The 15,743-nt window shown below is 75.4% G+C and carries 12 protein-coding genes; 11 read left to right on the plus strand and 1 reads right to left on the minus strand.

Translation table 11 applies throughout. The features are described 5' to 3' along the window. The first annotated feature begins 3 nt into the window (after positions 1-3). From HWY08_RS12615 to HWY08_RS12660, 10 genes are read left to right on the plus strand one after another with little or no spacing between them, the layout of a single operon-like run. Positions 4-3,933, plus strand: a complete 3,930-nt coding sequence (locus tag HWY08_RS12615) for a non-ribosomal peptide synthetase (protein ID WP_176065649.1) — start codon at positions 4-6, stop codon at positions 3,931-3,933. Beyond that, entirely contained in the window at positions 3,923-5,257 is a 1,335-nt protein-coding gene (locus tag HWY08_RS12620; RefSeq protein ID WP_176065651.1) for an MFS transporter, read from the plus strand. Before HWY08_RS12615 ends, HWY08_RS12620 begins: the two co-directional genes overlap by 11 nt. Next, positions 5,254-6,045, plus strand: a complete 792-nt coding sequence (locus HWY08_RS12625; protein WP_176065653.1) for a thioesterase II family protein — start codon at positions 5,254-5,256, stop codon at positions 6,043-6,045. The genes HWY08_RS12620 and HWY08_RS12625 overlap by 4 nt, the downstream gene beginning before the upstream one ends. After that, positions 6,042-6,815, plus strand: a complete 774-nt coding sequence (locus HWY08_RS12630; protein ID WP_176065655.1) for a 4'-phosphopantetheinyl transferase family protein — start codon at positions 6,042-6,044, stop codon at positions 6,813-6,815. The genes HWY08_RS12625 and HWY08_RS12630 overlap by 4 nt, the downstream gene beginning before the upstream one ends. Beyond that, positions 6,812-7,678: a hypothetical protein gene (locus tag HWY08_RS12635; RefSeq protein WP_176065657.1), complete on the plus strand. Its 867-nt coding sequence runs from the start codon at positions 6,812-6,814 to the stop codon at positions 7,676-7,678. Before HWY08_RS12630 ends, HWY08_RS12635 begins: the two co-directional genes overlap by 4 nt. A gap of 31 nt (positions 7,679-7,709) precedes the next feature. Continuing rightward, the gene (locus tag HWY08_RS12640; RefSeq protein ID WP_176065659.1) at positions 7,710-8,423 is read left to right on the plus strand and encodes an ABC transporter ATP-binding protein; all 714 of its coding nucleotides are present in this window, start codon (positions 7,710-7,712) and stop codon (positions 8,421-8,423) included. After that, positions 8,420-10,516 (plus strand): FtsX-like permease family protein, encoded by a 2,097-nt coding sequence (locus tag HWY08_RS12645; RefSeq protein ID WP_176065661.1) that lies wholly within the window; start codon positions 8,420-8,422, stop codon positions 10,514-10,516. Before HWY08_RS12640 ends, HWY08_RS12645 begins: the two co-directional genes overlap by 4 nt. Position 10,517: 1 nt before the next feature. Then, entirely contained in the window at positions 10,518-11,819 is a 1,302-nt protein-coding gene (locus HWY08_RS12650; protein WP_176065663.1) for an ABC transporter permease, read from the plus strand. 3 nt (positions 11,820-11,822) lie between these two features. Then, on the plus strand, positions 11,823-12,596 hold the full coding sequence (locus HWY08_RS12655; RefSeq protein ID WP_176065666.1) for an outer membrane lipoprotein-sorting protein: 774 nt from the start codon (positions 11,823-11,825) through the stop codon (positions 12,594-12,596). After that, positions 12,593-14,167, plus strand: a complete 1,575-nt coding sequence (locus HWY08_RS12660; protein WP_176065668.1) for a hypothetical protein — start codon at positions 12,593-12,595, stop codon at positions 14,165-14,167. Before HWY08_RS12655 ends, HWY08_RS12660 begins: the two co-directional genes overlap by 4 nt. 3 nt (positions 14,168-14,170) lie before the next feature. On the opposite strand, the gene HWY08_RS12665 is transcribed toward HWY08_RS12660, so the two are convergent. Further along, positions 14,171-14,341 (minus strand): hypothetical protein, encoded by a 171-nt coding sequence (locus tag HWY08_RS12665; protein WP_176065670.1) that lies wholly within the window; start codon positions 14,339-14,341, stop codon positions 14,171-14,173. Between the two features lie 63 nt (positions 14,342-14,404). On the opposite strand from HWY08_RS12665, the gene HWY08_RS12670 reads away from it, so the two are divergent. Next, positions 14,405-15,688 carry a lactate racemase domain-containing protein gene (locus HWY08_RS12670; protein WP_176065672.1) on the plus strand — a complete coding sequence of 428 codons (1,284 nt, stop codon included), beginning with the start codon at positions 14,405-14,407 and terminating at the stop codon, positions 15,686-15,688. Positions 15,689-15,743 lie beyond the last annotated feature (55 nt).

Raw genomic sequence — 15,743 nt, forward strand, 5'->3', positions numbered from 1 at the left:
CGCATGGATCGCAGCCAGATCGAGGACCTCTACCCGCTCACGCCGATGCAGGCGGGCATGCTGTTCCACGGGCGGCTCGCGCCCGACGCCGGGCTCTACGTCGAGCAGCTCTCCTGCCTGCTCGAGGGCGACCTCGACGTGGGCGCGCTGGGGCGAGCCTGGGCCGCTGCGCTGGCGCGCCACCCCGTCCTCCGCACCGGCTTCGCCGGCGACGGTCTGCGCGAGCCGCTCCAGGTGGTGCAGCGCACGGTGGACCTCCCGCTCGCGGTGCTGGACTGGAGCGGGCTCTCCCCGGCCGAGCAGGAGGCGCGGCTCTCGACGCTCGCCGCCGAGGAGCGGCGGCGCGGGTTCGACGTCGCGACGCCACCGCTCATGCGGCTGCACCTCGCCCGCACCGGGCCGCGCGCGCACCGGCTGGTCTGGACCTATCACCACGTGCTGCTCGACGGCTGGTCGGTGCCGCTCCTGCTCAAGGAGGTCCTCGCCGGCTACGAGGCCGCCCGGCGGGGCGCCGCGCCCGTGCTGGCGCCCGCCCGGCCCTTCCGCGACTACGTCGCCTGGCTACGCCAGCAGGATCGCGCGCAGGCCGAGCGCTTCTGGCGGCGCGCCCTCGAAGGCGTGGAGGGCCCGACGCCGCTGGCGGTCGAGCGGCCGCCGGCGCCTGCGCCCGGGGCGGCGCAGGAGCAGACGCTCCGGCTCTCGCCGGAGGCGACCGATCGCCTGCAGCGGCTCGCCCGTGGCGCGCGGGTGACGCTCGGGACCGTGATGCAAGGCGCGTGGGCGCTGCTCCTCGGGCGCTACGGCGGGCTGGAAGACGTGGTGTTCGGCGCGACCGTGTCGGGCCGGCCGCCCGAGCTGCCCGGCGTGGAGGAGATGCTCGGGCTCTTCATCAACACCCTGCCGGTGCGGGTGAGGCTCCCGCCCGACGCGCCGGTCGTCCGTTGGCTCTCGGCCCTCCAGGCGGAGCAGCTGGAGGCGCGCCAGTACGCCTACGCGCCGCTGGTCGACGTGCAGGGCTGGAGCGCCGTACCGCGCGGCACCCCGCTGTTCGAGACGCTGCTCGTCTTCCAGAACTACCCCGAGGAGGGCGCGGGCGGCGCGGGGACCCTGACCGTCGCCGACGTGCGGACGGCGGACGCGAACCCCTACCCGGTGACGCTGGTGGCCGGCGTCGACCGCGTGCTGGTGCTGCGGCTCCTGCACGACGTGGATCGCCTGGACGGCGCGTCGGCGTCCCGGCTCCTCTCCCAGCTCGCCACGCTGCTCGAGGCGCTCGCCGCGAACCCGGAGCGGCCGCTCGGGCAGGTCCCGCTCGCCTCCGAGGCGGAGCGACGGCTCGTGCTCGAGACCTGGAACGCCACCCGCATGCCCGCGCCGTGGGAGGGAGGGGCGCACCGCCCGTTCGAGGCCGCGGTCGCGGCGCGCCCGCAGGCTGTCGCGCTCGACACCGGCGCCGAGCGCCTGAGCTACGCCGAGCTCGACCGACGCGCGGCCCGCGCGGCCCTGCGCCTGGCCGAGCTGGGGGTGGGCGCCGAGGCGCTCGTCGCGCTCGCGCTCGACGACGGCGCCGCCATGGTGGCCGCGCTCCTGGCCGTGCTGAAGGCGGGCGGGGCCTGGCTGCCCCTCGACCCGGCCTACCCCCGCGAGCGGATCGAGCTCACGCTGGCCGACTCCGGCGCCCGCGTCCTCGTCGCGGCGCCCGAGCTGACGCGGTCGCTGGCGGTCTCGCCCGGCGTGCGCTGCGTCGATCCGGCCGCGCTGTTCTCCTCCGGCATGGAGCTCCGGCCGAGCCGCGAGGCTTCGCCCGACCAGCTCGCGTACGCCATCTACACCTCCGGCTCGACGGGCCGGCCCAAGGGGGCGCTCCTCCACCACCGCGGCCTCTGCAACGTGGCGCGCGCCTACGCCCAGGTGGCCGGCCTCGGTCCGGAGGCGCGGGTGCTGCAGTTCTTCTCCTTCGGGTTCGACGCCTCGGTGCTGGAAATCTTCGCGACCTTCGCGGGCCAGGCGGAGCTCCACGTCGCGTCGCGCAACGAGAGGGCGTCGATCGCCGGGCTGAGGCGGCTCCTCGCCGACCGCGCGATCGCGATCACCACGCTCCCGCCCGCGGTCTTGGCGCTGCTGCCCTCCGAGGGGTTGCCCGCGCTGCGCACCGTCGTCTCCGGCGGCGAGGCGTGCCCGGTCGAGGTGGCGGCCCGCTGGGCGGCCGGGCGGCAATTCCTCAACGCCTATGGACCTACCGAGACCTCCGTCGCCGCCGCCTGGCACCGCGTCGATCCCGCTGCGCCGCCCGGCACGCGCGTCCCGATCGGTAGGCCGATCGCGAACGTCCGCGCCTACGTGCTCGACCGGCAGGGGCAGCTCCAGCCGCCGGGCGTGCCGGGCGAGCTGTGCGTCGGCGGCGCCGGCGTCGGGCGCGGTTACCTGAACCGCCCCGAGCTCACCTCCGAGCGGTTCGTCCACGATCCGTTCGCGCCCGACCCGGGCGTCCGCATGTACCGCACCGGCGACGTCGCGCTGTGGCGGCCGGACGGGGCGCTCGACCTGGTCGGGCGGCTCGACGACCAGGTCAAGATCCGCGGCTTCCGCGTCGAGCCGGGCGAGATCGAGGCCGCGCTGCGCCGCGCGCGGGGCGTGCGGAGCGCGGCGGTGGTGGCGTGCGCCGCCGCGTCGGGCGGCCTCCGGCTGGTCGCGTACGTCGTCCCCGCGACCGGCGAGACGATCGACCCGGCGCGGCTGCGCGAGGCGCTGGCGCGGACCTTGCCCGAGCACATGATCCCCTCCGCCTTCGTCGCGCTCGACGCGCTGCCCCTCACGCCGAGCGGAAAGGTCGATCGGCGGGCGCTGCCCGCGCCGGACGCCGGGGCGCGGGCCCGCGGCGAGCCGCCGCTCGAGCCCCGCGACCTCCTCGAGGCCGAGCTGCGCCAGATCTGGGAGGAGGTGCTGGAGGTCCACCCGGTCGGCGTGCGCGACCGCTTCTTCGAGCTGGGGGGCCACTCGCTGCTCGCGGTGCGCGCGCTGGCGCTCATCGAGCAGCGGCTCGGGCGTGGCCTGTCGCTGGCCGCGTTCTTCTCCGAGCCCACCATCGAGGAGCTGGCGCGCGTGCTCCGCGCGCTGGCGGGCGGGGAGCCCCCGTCGGCGGTGGTGCCGCTCCAGCCGAGAGGAGACCGGCGGCCGCTCTGGTTCGTGCACCCGTCGGGCGGGAGCGTCCACTGGTACGCGCGCCTGGCGCGCGCCATGGGGAAGGAGCGGCCGTTCCTGGGGCTGCAGGCGCCCGACATCGAGGGTGAAGGTCCGTTCGACACCACCATCGAGGCGATGGCGGCCCGGTACCTGGCGGCGATCCGCGCGCGCCAGCCGTCGGGGCCGTATCTCCTCGGCGGCTGGTCGATGGGCGTGGCGGTCGCCTTCGAGCTGGCGCAACGGCTGCGCGCCGCGCGCGAGGAGGTGGCTTGCCTCGCGCTGCTCGACCAGGGGCCGCGCGTCCCGGGCGACGTCCCGCTCGACGACGCCGCCTACCTCGTCGACACCTTCGGGCAGCACGTGCCGCTGGTGGCGGAGCACCTCCGGCGGCTCGACCCGGGGTCCCAGGTCGCCCACGTGTACGCCGAGGCGCGACGGATCGGCTGGTTGTTGCCCGAGGTGACGGAGGCGCAGTTCGCCCGCTTCGTGCGCGTGCTGCGGGCCCACACCGACGCGTTCCGCCGCTACCGACCTGCCCCCTACCCGGGACGGATCACCGTCGTGCGCACCGCGGCTGCGCGCGGAACCGGCGGCCTCGGCTGGGAGGCGCTCGCCGCCGGCGGCGTCGACGTCATCGAGGTCCCCGGCGACCACCTGACCATGCTCGACAAACCGCACGTCCGCGCCCTCGCCGCGGCGCTCGCGCTCGCCCTCGAGGCGGCGGAAGGGAGCTCTCGCCATGTCCGCTGACGCGCCGGCCCGCCCCACGCGGCTGTTCAACAAGAACTTCGTCCTGCTATGGCAAGGCCAGCTCGTGAGCGCGCTCGGCAACCACGCCTTCGTGCTCGCGACCTCGTGGTGGGTGAAGGAGGCGACCGGCTCGGCGACGCTGCTCGGGCTCTACCTCGTCCTCTCCAGCGTCCCGTCGCTGCTGCTCGAGCCCATCGGCGGGACGTACGCCGACCGCCACTCGCGGCGGAACGTGCTCATCACCACCGACGCGCTGAGCGGGGTGGCGCTGCTCCTCGCCGGGACGTGGATGTACGTGGCGCGGCCCGGCGCGACGGCCGGGTTCATCGGGCTCGCCGTCCTGACCGTTCTCCTCGACGCCGCGAGTGCCTTCTTCAACCCCGCCATCTCGGCCGCCATCCCCGACCTCGTCCCGCGCCAGCGGATCGGCGGCGCCAACTCGGCGATCGAGGTGGTCGCGCAGCTCTCCACCTTCGCGGGGCAGGGGCTCGGCGGAATCCTCTTCACCGCCGTCGGGGCGCCCATCATGCTGCTCATCGACGGCGTCTCGTTCCTCTTCTCCGCCGGGACCGAGGCCTTCATCCAGATCCCGCAGCGGCTCCCGGCGCGGCGGACGAACGGGCGGCGCGCCGCGCTGGAGTTCCTGGCCGAGCTCGGGCGCGGGTTCCGCTACATCTGGGCCGCGCGGGGCCTGCGCTCGCTGGTGCTCGCCTCGGCCGCCCTCAACTTCTTCGCCGTCCCGATCATCGTCCTCATGCCGTTCTTCGTGGAGGACACGCTCGGCGCGGACGCGCGCTGGTACGGCTTCATCGCCGCGGCGTACGGGGTGGGCTCGCTCGCCGGCTCGGTCGCGGCCGGGATCGGGCGTCCGTCGGGCGGCGCGCGGCGGGCCCGGATGCTGGCGCTCTTCGCGCTCCAGGCGGGCACCTGCCTCGCCCTGGCGCTGGTAAGGCACCCGCTGCCGGCGCTGGCGGTGGCGGCGCTCGGCGGCGCGTTCGGCGGTGCCCTCACCATCTACGTCGTCACCATCGTCCAGGTCACGACGCCGGAGGACATGCGCGGTCGGGTCTTCGGCCTCCTCGGTACCATCGCCGGCAGCATCTCGCCGATCGCCATGATGCTCGCCGGCCTGGCCGCCGACTGGACGGGGCGGAAGGTCCCCGCCATCTACGCGGGCTGCGGCGCCGCCATGCTGGTCGTGGCGGCGGTGGCCGCGTCGCGCCGCACCTTCCGCACCTTCATCGCCCTCGACCTGACGGAGCCGACGCCGGAGGCGCCCGCCGGGTCCGGCCGCGCCCTCGCCGCCCCGGAGGTGGTGCCGTGAGCGCGCCCGAGCCGCTCGCGTTCACGGCCTCGCCGCCGGCGTCGCCGTGGCTGCCCTACCCGCCCCGCCCGGCGGGCGGGCGGCTGCGCCTGTTCTGCTTCCCGCACTCGGGCGCGGGCGCCTCCGCCTACGCCTGCTGGCGCCGCGCGCTCGCGAGCGCCGAGGTCTGCCCGGTGGAGCTGCCCGGGCACGGGCGGCGACTCGGCGAGCCCCGGCTCTGCCGGATGGAGTCGCTCGTGCGCGGGGCCGTGGGGGCGCTGCTCCCGTTCCTCCGGCCCCCCTTCGCGCTCTTCGGCCACAGCCTGGGCGCGCTGGTGGCGTTCGAGGTGGCGCGGACCCTGGAGCGCGAGCACCAACTCTCCCCGGCGGTGCTCATCGCCTCCGGGCACGGCGCTCCGCAGCTGGCGCGGCCGCGGGAATCCTTGCACGCGCTGTCCGAGCCGGAGCTGGTGGCCCGCATCGAGCGGATGGGCGGGACGCCGGCCGGCGTGCTGACCCACCCCGAGCTGCGGGCGCTCTTCGTCCCGGTGCTACGGGCCGACCTCGAGCTGGGCGAGACCTACGCCTACCGACCGGGCCCGCCGCTCGCGTGCCCGGTCTCCGCGCTGGGCGGGCTCGACGACGACGAGGTGGGCTGGACCGAGCTCGAGGGATGGCGCGAGCAGACGCGCGGCGGCTGGAAGCTGCGGATGCTGCCTGGAGGCCACTTCTTCCCCTTCGCGCACGGCTCGGGTGCGCTGGCGGCGCTCGCCGAGGACCTCGGCGGCCTGGCCCGAGGCGTCACGTGACGCCCTTCACCCGACCGCCCCCGGACCCCGTGCTGGACGCAGGTACCGTCCACGCCTGGCGCGCCCGGCTCACGCTCCCCGCGCCGGAGCTGCGGGCGCTGGCGGCCTCGCTCTCCGACGACGAGCTGCGCCGCGCCGCGCGCTTCCGCTTCGCCGTTCACCGGGACCGGTTCATCGCGGCGCGCGGGCAGCTGCGGCTCCTCCTCGCCCGCTACCTGGGTCTCGCGCCGAGCGCCGTCGCCTTCGAGCGAGGTCCCTTCGGCAAGCCGCGCCTCGCGGGCGGGGGCCCGCGCTTCAGCGCCTCGCACTCCGAGGAGCTGGCGCTGTACGCGGTGGCGGCGGACCGGGAGGTGGGGATCGACGTGGAGCGCGTCCGGCCCATGGCCGCCCTGGCGGCCGTGGCCGACCAGTTCTTCGCGCCGGGCGAGGCGCGGGCGCTCCGCGCGCTCGCGGGCGAGGCGCGGGCGCGGGCCTTCTTCGCCTGCTGGACGCGAAAGGAGGCCCTGCTCAAGGCGGCCGGCGTCGGGCTCACCGCAGCGCTCGAGGCCGTCGAGGTGGGGTTCGGTCCCGATCCGGCGGTGCTGCGCCGAGCGTTCTCAGCGGGCGAGGAGCCTGCGTGCTCGACGGTGGTCACGCTCCGGCCGGCGCCCGGCTACGCCGGCGCGCTGGCGGCGAATGGGCTGGAGCTGGAGGTGCGGTGCTGGACCTTCGCCGAGGAGGGCTCGGCGGCGGAGACGGACGAGCAGTCCGAGAGGGAGATCGAGGCATGACGAGAGCAGCGTGGATCACGGCGGCGTGCACGACGGCGGCGGCGCTCACCTTGGCGTGCGGGAGCGGAAACGGTGGGAAGGGCACGCCGGCCGACCAGGGCTCGAACGGCGGGCCGAGCGGTGGAGGTGGCAGCGGCGCCGGCGGTGGGGGGACGGGCGGTACCGGGGGGAGCGGCGGGAGCACCGCCCTGGCCGCGGGCCCGGCGGCCATCGGGAACGCAGCCGCCGGCGTGCTGATGCTGACGGACGGCGCGACTTCGATGCTGCGGGTGCAGGACGCGTCGGGGTGGCAGAGCCCGCCCGCCGCGGGGAAGTGCGTGGACGTGAAGGCCGATCACGGCCTATCCGGGACATGGTGCACCGACTCCAGCACCCAGAGCCACTTCACGGGCGCCGGCGACGTCGTCCGGCGCGGCGTCACCTGGCACGAGACGGTCCAGCTCGTCGTGACGCGCGGCGCCGGGGCGAACCTCCTGGTCGTGAGCTGGTCGGGGAAGCTCACCGGCCCGGGTGGGGCGGTGGTGACGGCGGCCGCGAACGGCACGGCCACGGTCGACCTCGGCACGTTTCACGTCGCGTACCGCGACGCCGGCACGGCGCAGCTCAGGTCGCCGGCCACGGTCGACGTCGACGCGACCTTCAAGATCGCGGCGGACTGGGGTGAAGGCGGCCTCACCGGCGACATCCCGCTCGTCTTCACCGCCAAGGACGGCGCGCACGGCGCGCTCACCTACGATCTCGCCAGCCTGACCGGCACCGGCAGCGTGGCGGACGCCGGCGACAAGGCGCTGGCGGCGCTCGCGGTGGCGAACGACACCACCGTCACCGTCACGTACCAGGACGGCCACGTCGAGACCCTGTAGCGGCGGCGACGCGACCGGCGGAGGCGGACCGATGCGCGAGGCGATCGTCTCGGTGCAGGAGGTGAGCAAGGTCTACCGGCTCGGCAAGACCGAGGTCCGGGCGCTGTCCGGCGTCTCGCTCGAGATCGAGCAGGGCGAGTTCCTGGCCATCGCGGGACCCTCGGGGAGCGGCAAGACCACGCTCCTCAACCTGGTCGGCTGCATGGACACCCCCACGGCCGGTTCCGTGTCGGTGGCCGGGCAGCCGACCGCCTCCCTCGGCGAGCGCGCGCTGACGGAGCTCCGGCTCCGGCGCATCGGCTTCGTCTTCCAGACGTTCAACCTGGTGGCGGTGCTGTCGGTGGAGCAGAACGTGGAGCTGCCGTTGCTCCTGCAGGGCGGGCGCGCGCGCCGCGAGCGGCGGGCGCGGGTGGCGGAGCTGCTCGCCCGGGTGGGCCTCGACGCCCATGCCCGCCACCGCCCGAGCGAGCTCTCCGGCGGCCAGCGACAGCGCGTGGCCATCGCGCGCGCTCTCGTCGGAGGCCCGGCGCTCGTCCTCGCCGACGAGCCCACCGCCAACCTCGACTCGCGCACCGGCGGCGAGGTGGTGGACCTCATGAAGGAGTTGAACCAGCGGGACGGCACCACCTTCGTCTTCTCGACCCACGACCCGCGCGTCATGGGGCACGCCTCGCGGCTCGTCGAGATCGCGGACGGGCGCCTGGTCGCGCCGGCCGAGCCGCGGGCGCTGGGGGGCGGCGCATGATCGGCCGCCCCGCCGCCGCCGGGATCCTGCTGCGGATCGCGCTCCGCGACCTCGTGGCGAGCCGCGCCAAGACCGCGGTGGTCGGGGGGATCGTCCTCTTCGCGGCCGCGCTGGCGGTGGCGGGCGGGGCGGTGGTGGAGGCGATGGACCGGGGCATGGCGGCCGCGGTCCAGGGCAGCCTCTCCGGGCAGCTCCAGCTCCAGGACGCGCGGTCGCGCGACGTGGTGGCGCTCTACGGCGGCACGCTCGGGGAGCCCGACCTCCTGCCGTTCGAGGACTTCGCCCGGGTGAAGGCGGCGGTGACGGCGGTGCCTGGCGTGAAGGCGGTGGTGCCCATGGGCGTGGGCGAGGCTTCGCTCCTCGTGCCGAGCGCCTTCGACGTGGCGCTGGAGGAGCTGCGCGCCGACGTCCGGGCCCGCGAGGTGGGTGGAGGCCCGGAGCTCGCGGCGCGCGAGACGGCCCACCGCGCGCGCGCCCGCCGCATGGTGGCCCTCCTCCAGGCGGAGCGCGCCGGGCCCGGCGGGCTCGACGGGGCGGCGGCGGAGGATCCGGACCAGGTCGCGGCGCTCGCCCAGGCGGCCTCGGACCCGTTCTGGAAGGGCTACCCGCGCGACCCGCTCGGCGCGCTCGAGCTGCTCGAGAACCGCGTCGCGCCCCTCGCGGCGAGCAGCGCGGCGCTGCCGGTGCGGTACGTCGGGACCGATCTCGAGGCGTTCCGGCGCGCCTTCGAGCGGCTGGAGGTGGTGGAGGGACAGCTCGTGCCGCCGGGTGCGCGCGGGCTCCTGGTGGGAAAGCGGTACGCGGAGGAGTGGCTGAAGCTCAAGACGGCGCGGCGCCTCGACCAGATCCACGACGCGCTCCAGCGGCACCGCCGCCTCGCCGGCGACCCCGAGCTGGCGCGCGCCGCCGCCGACGCGCGGCGGCAGGCGCGCGAGATCCTGCTGCAGCTCGACCCGCTCCAGGCGGAGGAGGCGGGCCGGCGGCTGCGGCGCGCGCTCGGCTCGGCCGAGCCCGATCTGACGCGCCTCCTCGACGCGCTCCTCACGGTGGACGACGCGACCTTCGAGGCCCGCTACCGGATCTTCTACGGCGAGCTCGCGCCGCTCCTGCGGCTGTATGCGGTGCGGCCGGGCGACACGGTCACCCTCCAGGCCGCCAGCCGGTCCGGCTACACGCGCGCGGTCAACGTGAAGGTGTGGGGCTTCGTCCAGTTCCGGGGCCTCGAGAGCTCCACCTTCGCCGCCGCCGCGAGCCTGCTCGACCTCCTGTCCTTCCGCGAGCTGTACGGCTGGCTCACGCCGGAGCGCGCGGCCGAGATCCACGCGCTGCAGGAGGCGTCCGGGACCGGCGGCCTCTCGCGCGAGGAGGCGGAGGCGGCGCTCTTCGGCCCGGGCAGCGCCGTGGTCGAGGAGGGGAGGAGCGCTCGCATCGCCGAGCCCGCCCCGCCGCCGCGCCACGTCGCGCGCCCGGCCGCGCCGGCGACGCAGGAGGAGCTCGACCGCGGCGTCGCGCCGCACGCGGCCGTGATCCTGGACGACCCCTCCCGCTCCGCCGAGGCCGCCCTCGCCATCGAGGCCGCCGGGCGCCGGGCGGGGCTGTCGCTCCGGGCCGTCTCCTGGCAGGAGGCCTCGGGCGCGGTGGGCGAGTTCGTGGCCGTGGCCCGGCTCGTGCTCTGGGCGGCGGTCGCGGTCGTGCTGGCGGTGGCGCTCGTCATCGTCAGCAACGCGCTCGTCATCGCCACCCTGCAGCGCGTGAGCGAGATCGGCACGCTGCGCGCCATCGGCGCGCAGCGCGGGTTCGTCCGCGCGCTCGTGGTCGGCGAGGCGCTGGCGGTGGGGCTGGTCTTCGGCGGCGCCGGGGCGGGGCTCGGGGCGCTCCTGGTGGCGGCGGTGCGGGCGATGGGGGGCATCCCGGCCGCGAGCGACGAGCTGGCCTTCGTCTTCTCCGGGCCCGCGCTCGTGCCGGTGCTCTCGCGCGGCTCGGTGGCGGTGGCGCTCCTGGCCGTGCTGACCGTGACCGCCGGGGCGGCGCTCTACCCGGCGCTCCTCGCGACGCGGGTGAGCCCGCTCGCCGCCATGCAGACGGACGACTGACATGTGGGCCACGCTCCTCATCGCCGCCCGCAACCTCGTCCAGCACCGCCGCCGGTCGCTCCTGCTCGGCGGGGCGCTGGCTGCGGTCACCGCGCTCCTGCTGCTCCTCGGCGCGATCGCCACCGGGGCACGCGCCGCCATGCTCCAGTCGGCCACCACGCTCCTCACCGGCCACGTTAACGTGGGAGGCTTCTACAAGCCGCGCGCCGGCGCCGCCTCGCCCGTCCTGGGCCGCGCGCCGGAGGTGCTGGCGGAGGTGCGGCGCCTCGTGCCGGAGCTGACCTTCGCCGCCGAGCGTGGGCGCGGCTTCGGGAAGGCCATCTCCGACCGCGCCGCCCTCGACGTGGTGCTGGCCGGTGTGGACGTCTCGGCCGAGACCTCCTTCGGCCGGCGCCTGCAGATGGTCACGGGTGACGCCGCGGGACTCGCCCACCCCGGCACGCTCCTGCTCTTCGAGGACCAGGCGCGCCGGCTGGGGGTCGGCGTGGGGGACGCGGTGACGCTGTCGGCGCAGACGCCGCGCGGGGTGCGCAACACCGTCGACCTGCGGGTGGTGGCGGTGGCGAGAAGCGCGGGCGCGCTCTCCTCGTTCGTGGCGTTCCTGCCCGGCGAGGACCTGCGGCGCCTCCAGCAACTCGGCCCCGGCACGACCGGCGCCCTCCACCTGTTCCTGCGGGATCCGGCCGAGGCGCCGGCGGTGGCAGCGCGGCTCCGGGCCGGGCTGGCGCGCGTCGGCTGGCCACTCGTGGACGCCGATCCGCAGCCCTACTGGCAGAAGCTGGAGGGCCTCGAGGCGGAGCCCTGGACCGGGCAGCGCCTCGACGTGAGCACCTGGGAGGACGAGCTGTCCTTCCTCGGCTGGGTGTTCTCGGCGCTCCGGGGCCTCACCGGCGTGCTGGGGGTGGTGCTGATGGGGATCGTGGTGGTGGGCATCACGAACACGCTCTGGATCGCGATCCGCGAGCGGACGCGCGAGATCGGGACGCTGCGCGCCATCGGGATGGGGCGCGGCCAGGTGCTGCGGCTGTTCCTCGCCGAGGCCGCGCTGCTGGCCCTGGCCGGCGCGGCGGCCGGCGCCCTCGCCGCGGCCGGGCTGGCGGCGGGGCTCGATCGGCTGCAGCTCCCGCTGCCGGACGCGCTGCAGATCCTGCTCGTCGAGCGCCACCTCGCGCTGGCCGTCGAGCCGCTGGCCGCGCTGCGCGGGGCGGCCGTGGTGGTCGCGGTGACGACGCTCGCCGCCCTCTACCCGGCGCTCCGGGCGGCGCGCCTCTCACCGGTGAGCGCCATGCAGCACCTGGGGTGAACCATGCGCGGGCCTCTCGCAGCCTGCTGGATCGTTGCCGCCCTCGCCGCGTCCCCGGCGCGGGGCCTCTCGCCGGTGGAGACGGAGCAGGTGGTCCGGGGCGTCGACGCGCGGCAGGCGAGCCTCGGCGACTACAAGGCCGACTGCTACATGGAGCAGAAGGAGCAGGGCAAGACCGACCTCGTCTACGAGCTGGTGGTCTACCGCCGCGACGCCGACGAGAAGCTGATGCTCCTCTTCACCGCGCCCCGCACCGAGCAGGGGAAGGGCTACCTCCGGGCCGACAAGAACCTGTGGTTCTACGACCCGACGGTGGGGCGCTGGGAGCGGCGCACCGAGCGCGAGCGGATCGGCGGGACCGACGCGCGGCGGAACGACTTCGACGAGTCGCGCCTCGACGAGGAGTACCACGCGGTCTGGGAGAAGGACGGGACCCTCGGCGTGTACGAGGTCCACCAGCTCCTGCTCACGGTCAAGCCCGGCGTGGACGTCGCCTACCCGCAGGTGCGGTTGTGGGTCGACGGCGCGAGCGGCAACGTGCTGAAGCGGCAGGACCTGGCCGCCTCGGGCAAGCTGCTGCGGACCAGCCTCTACCCGCGGTGGAAGAAGGTCTGGTCGGAGTCGAAGCGCGGCGAGCTCTGGTACCCGGAGGAGATCCGCGTCTACGACGAGCTGGAGCGAGGCAGCTCGACCCGTATCGTGGTGCGCGCCGTGGACCTCCGGCCGCTCGAGACGAACCTGTTCACGAAGGCGTTCCTGGAAGGGAAGAGCCGATGAGCGGCCTGCTCCTCGCCTGGTGCCTGCTCGCGGCGGCCGGTGTCGCGCCGGCGGAGGATCTCCCCGAGCGCCCCTCCGACGACGAGGTGTTCGGCGCCGCGCCCGGCGCGCCGGCGCCTGCCGATCCGGCGCTCCCCTCCGGCGCCGACGCTGGCCCGGCGACGGTGACCCCTCCGGCGCCGCCGAGCGGAGCCGTCGACGGGATGACCGCGGCCGAACGCGCCGAGCTCGCGGCGGCCCGGGCCGAGGCGGCGGCGGTGCGGGCGGAGGCGGCCGGCGCGGCGGGGGCGGGCGTGGTGCAGGCCGCGGCGCGCGTCCCGGCAGCGCCGCCGCCCGCCCTCGCGCCACCGCTCTCGTCGCGCTCGGAGACCCTGCAGGTCGGGGGCCTGTCCTACCTGCAGGCCGTCGTGAGCGGGCGGCAGGGACAACCGCCCGGCCAGTACGCGTTGTCCGCGCCATTTCTCACCGACGCCTATCTCGACGCGCGGCCCAACGACCGCGTCCGCGCCTACGTGGTCGGGCGCTTCCTCTACGATCCCACCGTCTCGGCCATCGCGCCCAACACGATCGTGGCAGCCAGGACGCAGCACGAGCAGGTGCTGCTCGACCAGGCCTGGATCAACTTCGACATCGAGCGTGCGGTGTTCGTCACGATCGGCAAGCAGCACGTCAAGTGGGGTGTGGGGCACTTCTGGAACCCGACCGACTACCTCCACAGCCAGCACCTCGATCCGCTCGCCCTCTACGACGCGCGGACGGGGACGAGCATGGTGAAGCTGAACGTGCCCTGGGAGAAGACCGGCTGGAACTTCTACGCGATGGGGGTCCTGGAGGGCGATCAGGCGGCTGAACAGGTGCAGAAGGTCGGGGGGGCCGCCCGGGCGGAGCTCGTCCTCGGCCGGGCGGAGCTGGGCCTCGACGGCATCGTCGAGAAGGGCTTCGATCCCCGCTTCGGGGTGGACCTCTCGGTCGGCCTCGGCGAGCTCGACGTCTACGCCGAGGCGGCGCTCCGCTGGGGGTCCTTGAACCCGCGCTACACCTACGGCCCGAACTTCTCCGCCGACCCGCTCTCGGTGGTGAAGTCCCAGCCGTCGGGGTTCAGGCCGGCGGTCACCGGCGGCGTGAGCTGGGAGCACCGGTGGACGGACCGCACCGTCACCACCTTCGGCGTCGAGTACGCCTACGACGCGAACGGCTACGACGACCCGGCGCTCTACCCCGGCCTGCTGGCGAACGCCGCCTTCACGCCGTTCTACGTCGGTCGCCACTACGCCGGCGCGTACCTGGCGGTGCCCCGCCTCGGCGCGTGGCGCGACGCGGGCCTCACCCTCTCCACGGTCGGCAACCTGTCCCGCAGGTCGGCCATCGTCCGGCTCGACTTCTCCCTGCTCATGCTGACGCACCTCCGGATGGAGGCTTGGGTGGCGGGTCACGCCGGACCGCCCGACGGGGAGTTCCGGCTCGGCCTCGACGTGCCGCCGCACCCGGTCGGCGATGGGACCTTCACGCCCGCTTTTCGGCAGGGCCCGCAGGTCGTCGACCTGGGCCTCGCCTTCCGCGTGGCGCTGTAGTGGCTAGCGCAGGCGGCGGCGGGAGCTGACGAGGTTCGTCGCGATCACCATCCGCCCGGGCGCGACGTCCGCCATCCGGCGCACCTTGCCGGCGCGGGAGCGCCAGAGGGCCCAGCCGAGGGCGCCGCTGAAGAGGACAGGAACGAGGAGTCCGCCGAGGAGGGTGCTGGTCATCGTCCCCTCCGAACATGGGGCCGCCGGAGGAAATGCCCGCGGCGCGGCGCTATCATCCGGGCCATGGACCTCGAGCTCCTGTACGGCCGCGGCACGCTCCCGCTGCGCCTCCCCGACGAGCTGTCCGTCACCGTCATCCGCAAGCCCGCGATGCCGGTGCTCCCGTCCGCCGAGGAGGGCGTGCGGGCGGCGCTGGCGGCGCCGGTGGCGGCGCGCCCGCTGCGCGAGGAGGCGGCCGGGAAGGCGAGCGCCTGCATCCTCATCTGCGACATCACGCGGCCGGTGCCGAACCGGCTCCTCCTCGGGCCGCTGGTGCGCGAGCTGCTCGAGGCGGGCGTGCCGCGGGCCGGGATCACGGTGCTGGTCGCGACCGGGCTCCACCGGCCGAACCAGGGCGCGGAGCTGGCCGAGCTGGTCGGGGATCCGTGGGTGCTCGCGACCGTGAAGGTCGAGAACCACGACGCGCGCGACGACGCGGCCCACCTCGACCTGGGCCGCACCGCCGCCGGCACCCCGGTGAAGCTCGACCGCCGCTTCGCCGGCGCGGAGCTGAAGCTCGTCACCGGCCTCGTCGAGCCGCACTTCATGGCCGGCTACTCGGGCGGCCGGAAGGTCATCGCCCCCGGCGTCGCCCACAAGGAGACCATCACCACCTTCCACAGCTCGCGCTTCATGGCCCATCCGAAGGCGGACAACTGCGTGCTGGCCGGGAACCCGCTGCACGAGGAGCAGCTCGCCATCGCCGCCATGCTGGGGCGGGTGCTGTGCGTGAACACCGTCCTCGACGAGGAGCGGCGGCTCTCCTTCGTGAACTACGGCGAGGTGGTGGCGAGCCACGCCGAGGCGGTCCGCTTCGTCGAGCGGTACGCCATCGTGCGGGTGCCGCGCCGCTTCCGCACGGTGGTGACGAGCGCCGCAGGCTACCCGCTCGACAAGACCTACTACCAGACGGTGAAGGGCATGGTGTCGCCGAAGGACATCCTCGCCCCCGGCGCGAACCTCGTCATCGCCTCCGAGTGCTCGGAGGGCATGGGCTCGAAGGAGTACGTCGCGGCGCAGGAGCGGCTCCTCGCGCTCGGGGAGGACGGCTTCCTGGCCGCTATCGCGGAGAAGCGCTTCGCCGACGTGGACGAGTGGCAGACCCAGATGCAGGTGAAGCCGATGAAGCTGGCCCGGGTGCACCTCTACACCCGCGGCCTCCGCCCGGGCGACCGCGCCCTCACCGGCGTGCACCTCGTCGACTCGGTGGAGGAGGCGGTGCTGGCGAGCGTGCGCGCCAGCGGCGACCCCGCGGTGGCGGTCATCCCGGAGGGCCCGTACGTCCTGCCGGTGTACGCGGAGGCGTAGCCAGGACCGGCGGCCGGCGGAGGCTCGCCCTCCGCCGCCGCGCGGCGGTCCGCGA

This window comes from Anaeromyxobacter diazotrophicus, from assembly GCF_013340205.1.
GTDB classification, from domain to species: domain Bacteria; phylum Myxococcota; class Myxococcia; order Myxococcales; family Anaeromyxobacteraceae; genus Anaeromyxobacter_A; species Anaeromyxobacter_A diazotrophicus.

Excerpts from the sequence above, each read along its gene's own strand:
- HWY08_RS12615 (WP_176065649.1), top strand. The coding sequence starts at position 4 with ATGGATCGCAGCCAGATCGAGGACCTCTACCCGCTCACGCCGATGCAG.
- HWY08_RS12620 (WP_176065651.1), top strand. The coding sequence starts at position 3,923 with ATGTCCGCTGACGCGCCGGCCCGCCCCACGCGGCTGTTCAACAAGAAC.
- HWY08_RS12635 (WP_176065657.1), top strand. The coding sequence starts at position 6,812 with ATGACGAGAGCAGCGTGGATCACGGCGGCGTGCACGACGGCGGCGGCG.
- HWY08_RS12640 (WP_176065659.1), top strand. The coding sequence starts at position 7,710 with ATGCGCGAGGCGATCGTCTCGGTGCAGGAGGTGAGCAAGGTCTACCGG.
- HWY08_RS12645 (WP_176065661.1), top strand. The coding sequence starts at position 8,420 with ATGATCGGCCGCCCCGCCGCCGCCGGGATCCTGCTGCGGATCGCGCTC.
- HWY08_RS12650 (WP_176065663.1), top strand. The coding sequence starts at position 10,518 with ATGTGGGCCACGCTCCTCATCGCCGCCCGCAACCTCGTCCAGCACCGC.
- HWY08_RS12655 (WP_176065666.1), top strand. The coding sequence starts at position 11,823 with ATGCGCGGGCCTCTCGCAGCCTGCTGGATCGTTGCCGCCCTCGCCGCG.
- HWY08_RS12660 (WP_176065668.1), top strand. The coding sequence starts at position 12,593 with ATGAGCGGCCTGCTCCTCGCCTGGTGCCTGCTCGCGGCGGCCGGTGTC.
- HWY08_RS12665 (WP_176065670.1), bottom strand. The coding sequence starts at position 14,341 with ATGACCAGCACCCTCCTCGGCGGACTCCTCGTTCCTGTCCTCTTCAGC.
- HWY08_RS12670 (WP_176065672.1), top strand. The coding sequence starts at position 14,405 with ATGGACCTCGAGCTCCTGTACGGCCGCGGCACGCTCCCGCTGCGCCTC.